Here is a 3,779-nt window from a genome sequence, read left to right as displayed (position 1 = left end):
GGCTGAGCGGCCGGACACCCGGCCCGCGCCCTCCGTGCAACACCCCCACCGACCTCCGAGCAAGGCAGTAGCGACCCCGTGGCTGAACTCATCACCGTCGACGACCCGGACGACCCGCGCCTGGGCGACTACACCGGCCTGACCGACGTCGAGCTCCGGCGCCGCCGGGAACCCGCGGAGGGCCTCTTCATCGCCGAGGGCGAGAAGGTCATCCGGCGGGCCGGGAACGCCGGGTACGAGATGCGCTCCATGCTGCTCTCCGCCAAGTGGACCGACGTCATGCGCGATGTGATCGACGAGGCCACGGCACCGGTGTACGTGGTCACGCCGGCTCTCGCCGAGCGTGTCACCGGCTACCACGTGCACCGCGGGGCCCTCGCCTCCATGCAGCGCAAACCGCTTCCCGACGTCGGCACCCTCCTGTCCCCGGAGCGGGGGAGCGTACGGCGGGTCGCCGTGTTCGAGGACATCGTCGACCACGCCAACCTCGGAGCGGCCTTCCGCAACGCGGCCGCTCTCGGCGTCGACGCCGTCCTGCTCACCCCGCGCTGCGCCGACCCGCTCTACCGGCGGGCGGTCAAGGTCTCGATGGGGTCCGTCTTCCATGTGCCGTGGACCCGGCTGACGTCCTGGCCCGAGGACACCGGCCTGCTGCGCGAGGCCGGGTTCACCACCGCCGCGCTGTGCCTCAGCGACACGTCGATCACCCTGGACGAACTCGTGGCCCGCCGGTACGAGAAGCTGGCGCTCGTCTTCGGAACGGAGGGCGACGGCCTCACACCGGAGGCCCTCGGCGCGGCCGATGCCCACGTGCGCATCCCGATGGACGCGGGAGTCGACTCGCTCAACGTCGCCGCGGCCTCCGCCGTCGCCTTCTACGCGACCCGGGCCGAACCCGCCTGACCCCAGGACCGCACCCTCAGGTCCCGTCCGCCCGGCCCGGGTGGACGGCGGCCCCGTCGTACGCCGGCGGCGGTGTACCGCCCAGCCCCTGTGCGGGGCCCTGGCATCCCTGAGCGGCTGCGATCCCCAGCGCGACCAGCAGGGTCACCACGACGAAGACGACGAGCCGCTGACGCAACAGCCGCGGGTCGGCCGGCCGCCGCTTCCCGCCCTGGCCGGCCGAAGTCGTCCGGACACCGGGCCGGGAGGCCTGTCTGCCGTTCGTGCCCTTCGGCCGGCGGTCCTGCTGACCCGGGCGTGAGCCGCCGCCCCGCGACGCCCGGGACTGCGAGCCGCCGGTGCGAGGGGCGGCCGGGCGCGACGAAACGGAGCGCCGCCCCGGGGCGCGCGACGCCTGGGCGGACCCTCCGGCCGCACGACGGGTCGCCTGTTCGGTGTAGGGGCCCTCCATGCGCCCCGTCGGCCGGTCCAGTTCCTGCTCGCTCCGCTGCGCGGGCGGACGGCGCTCCTGCAGCCCCTGTGCCTCGCGCGCGGCGATCTCCTTGAGCCGCATGGAGAGCTGCAACGTGCTCGGCCGCTCCTCCGGGTCCTTCGCCAGACACGCCCGCACCAGCGGGGCGAGTGCGTCGTGCACATCGAACAGATGCGGTTCCTCGTGGACCACGCGGTACAGCATCACCTCGGAACTGCCGTGCCCGAAGGGCGAATCGGCCGTCGCCGCATAGGCCAGGGTGGCACCCAGCGAGAACACGTCCGTCGCAGGCGTCACGACCGCGCCGCGCACCTGCTCGGGCGCCAGGAAACCGGGCGAGCCGACGGCCGTCCCGACATGGGTGAGCGTGCTGGCCCCGGTCGCCCAGGCGATGCCGAAGTCGATGATCCGGGGGCCCTTGGGGGAGAGGAGGATGTTGGACGGCTTCAGGTCGCGGTGGACGACACCGGCCTCGTGCACCGCCACCAGGCCCTCGGACAGCGCCGCCCCGATCGAGGCCACCTCGGCGGCCGGCAGCGGCCCCTCCTCCATGACCTTGTCGTGCAGCGAAGGGCCCGGAACGTACTGCGTCGCGAACCACGGACGGTCCGCCTCCAGGTCGGCGGCCACCAGCCGGGCGGTGCAGCCACCGCGGATCCTCCGGGCGGCGGACACCTCGCGCGCGAAGCGCGAACGGAACTCCTGGTCCTCCGCCAGGTCCGGCCGGATCACCTTGAGCGCCACCCGCTGGCCGCGCCGGTCGGAACCCAGATAGACGACGCCCATGCCACCCGCGCCGAGCCGCCGGTGCAGCCTGAACGAGCCGACGACACGCGGGTCCTCGCGCCGGAGCCGCATCATCGCCATCGTCTGCCCATCCCCGCTGCCGGTCCGCCTGACGAGGCACAGCTTACGTACCCGTGGCGCGGCGCGCTCAGAGGCCGCGCCCTCGCCGGCTCATCGATTGTCAGTGCCGGGTGGAAGAATTGAGAAGTGGTCAGGGAGCAGCGGATCCAGGCTCTGCGGCCCGTGCGAGATCTCAAAGGACCGTCGCAGAAGGGGGATTGGATCAATGAAGGGCGATCGTGTGGAAATAGTCGTGGACGCGGGTGACACGACCAGGACGTACGAAGTGGTGGCCTCCAGGGCAGGCCGCCGGGTGGAGACAGCGGTCCGCCGGGGTGTGGTGGAAGTGAGTGAAGTCACCCGAAGTGGATCAGTTGTCCGTACCGCCCGCTTCATGGCGACCAGGGTGCTCGCCCTGGTCGAACAGCCGGTCCCCAGGGAGGACGCCTCCGAGCGGCCCCCCACAGGCGGCGGCCCCGGATCCTGGGGCACCCCCTAGGTGCCGGGTGCCGCAACCGGCACCGTTTCTCCACCCAGGGGAGTAGACCGAAGGCGGCCGGCTCATCCTCCGGGAGGCCCGGCATTCGGTACGCGGGCATGACGCCGGGCGCCTTCCGCCTCCCTAATGTGGGAGTCAAGCGGCGGGCGTGGAACTCGTCCCCCGAGGCCAGACGCCCGCCGCTCCGGAACAAGTCAGGAGAGGAACCATGGCGGACACGGCCACGCGGACCATGATCCGCACGCAGGGACGCAGGGCATACGCCTCGGCCGGCGTGCGCCCGTCCGGCACGCGCCACCCACTGGTGGCGACAGCCATGGTTCTTCCTCTGGCGGCCCTGCTGGTCGTCGTCTTCGGCGGCTGGGACGCAGTGGTCACACAGGCGTCGTCCGTGGGCGTGATGCTGGGGCGCTGAGCGGCGCCCCGGGTCCGGAAGAGCGGTCCGGACCGGGACATCCGGCCAACAGCCCCGTGGGGACGGGGGTGCGGCGGACGGCAGCGTTTGTCCGGCCAGCTGGGGAGCTGGCCGGACATCGCGCTGTCCGGCCCCTTTCCGGAGCGGCCGCGTACGATCACCGGCGTCGGCCGCGAGGCCGGCCGATCACCCCAGCGGAAGCCGAGCCGATGACCACCACCCCTGTCGTACGCGCGCTGGGCGACCTCGCGCACGACACCGCGCACGCCGGCGCGACCGCGTGCGCCTGCGCCCCGCCCCAGGTGCTCGCGGACCGGCCCGACGGCACAGTGGTCCGCAGCGGCCCGGTGGTCTCCAAGGCCCACGCCCCCGGCTCGGAGCCCTCCGCCCTGGCCGCCCGCCTGTCCCTGGCCGTCTCTCCCCGCCTGGAGGGAGTCCTGCTCCCGGCGCTCCCCGCCCCGGACGGCCCGCCCGGTGGCGTCGAGGGCCGTACCGTGAGTCTCTGGCCGTACGGCACGCCCGTCGACCCCTCGGACCCCGACGCCGCCCCCTGGGAGGAAGCCGCCGCCCTCCTGGCCCGGCTGCACCGCACCCCGCCGCCCCACCCGCTCCCGCCCATGCGCGGCCCCGGCAAGGCGGCCCGA

The 3,779-nt window shown here is 73.6% G+C and carries 4 protein-coding genes and 1 pseudogene; 4 read left to right on the top strand and 1 reads right to left on the bottom strand.

Annotation, left to right across the window (positions count from 1 at the left end):
- The first annotated feature begins 78 nt into the window (after positions 1-78).
- Positions 79-903 carry an RNA methyltransferase gene (locus tag VN520_RS22770; protein WP_325748793.1) on the top strand — a complete coding sequence of 275 codons (825 nt, stop codon included), beginning with the start codon at positions 79-81 and terminating at the stop codon, positions 901-903.
- 16 nt (positions 904-919) lie between these two features.
- On the opposite strand, the gene VN520_RS22765 is transcribed toward VN520_RS22770, so the two are convergent.
- Positions 920-2,242: a serine/threonine-protein kinase gene (locus VN520_RS22765; protein WP_325748792.1), complete on the bottom strand. Its 1,323-nt coding sequence runs from the start codon at positions 2,240-2,242 to the stop codon at positions 920-922.
- A 205-nt stretch (positions 2,243-2,447) separates the two neighbouring features.
- Here VN520_RS22765 and VN520_RS22760 point away from each other — a divergent pair, with 205 nt between their 5' ends.
- From VN520_RS22760 to VN520_RS22750, 3 genes and pseudogenes are all read left to right on the top strand, one after another.
- Positions 2,448-2,720, top strand: coding sequence for a hypothetical protein (locus tag VN520_RS22760; RefSeq protein WP_325748791.1), 273 nt, complete (start codon positions 2,448-2,450; stop codon positions 2,718-2,720).
- Between the two features lie 208 nt (positions 2,721-2,928).
- Positions 2,929-3,135: a hypothetical protein gene (locus tag VN520_RS22755; RefSeq protein WP_325748790.1), complete on the top strand. Its 207-nt coding sequence runs from the start codon at positions 2,929-2,931 to the stop codon at positions 3,133-3,135.
- A 209-nt stretch (positions 3,136-3,344) separates the two neighbouring features.
- Positions 3,345-3,779 (top strand): annotated as a pseudogene (locus tag VN520_RS22750) (aminoglycoside phosphotransferase family protein); the annotation flags it as partial.

This window comes from Streptomyces sp. (assembly GCF_035563135.1).
Classification (GTDB): domain Bacteria; phylum Actinomycetota; class Actinomycetes; order Streptomycetales; family Streptomycetaceae; genus Streptomyces.
This window is presented reverse-complemented; position numbering and strand designations above follow the sequence as displayed.

Bases quoted from the DNA above. Each gene is read 5' to 3' on its own strand.
- VN520_RS22765 (WP_325748792.1), bottom strand. From the start codon at position 2,242: ATGGCGATGATGCGGCTCCGGCGCGAGGACCCGCGTGTCGTCGGCTCG.
- VN520_RS22760 (WP_325748791.1), top strand. From the start codon at position 2,448: ATGAAGGGCGATCGTGTGGAAATAGTCGTGGACGCGGGTGACACGACC.
- VN520_RS22755 (WP_325748790.1), top strand. From the start codon at position 2,929: ATGGCGGACACGGCCACGCGGACCATGATCCGCACGCAGGGACGCAGG.